At 65.2% G+C, this 440-nt stretch carries 1 protein-coding gene; it reads right to left on the reverse strand.

Annotated elements, in window-relative coordinates:
- Positions 1 to 440 (reverse strand): PA domain-containing protein (locus tag LG367_RS18210; RefSeq protein WP_319004039.1); only part of this gene is annotated, 440 nt, incomplete at both ends.

Below are 440 nucleotides of genomic sequence, written 5' to 3' on the forward strand. Positions count from 1 at the left end.
TCGAACATGTCCAACGCGACGTCGATGAAGATGTGCGCGTCCAAGTTGGCACTCATTCTCGGCTCCATCAGCGCATTCGGGCTCATGTCGGTGTCCACGTGCGACAGCGTCGCGCCGCTTTCCTTCACCGCCGGGGTGTACAGGCGGATCCGACCGTTCGCGTCCAGGCCGTAGAAACGGTTGGTATCGCGGGTCAGGCCGGCGCTGGTCGACGGCGCGCCGGCTCTCAAGACCGCACCGGTAGCCTGCGACACGCCGATCACCGGAATGGTCACCTGCGAGCCGACCAAGCCCGGTGCCGGCGCGGCCGGATCGCCAGGTTCGTCATTGATCGAGATCAAACCGATGGCGCCGTACCTCTGTACGTTGACGGCCTTCACGCCGGTACTGCAGGTGCCACGGTCGACCAAGGCGATCTTGCCGCGAAGCGCCTCGCCGTT

Source organism: Luteimonas panaciterrae, assembly GCF_020511115.1.
Taxonomy (GTDB): domain Bacteria; phylum Pseudomonadota; class Gammaproteobacteria; order Xanthomonadales; family Xanthomonadaceae; genus Luteimonas; species Luteimonas panaciterrae.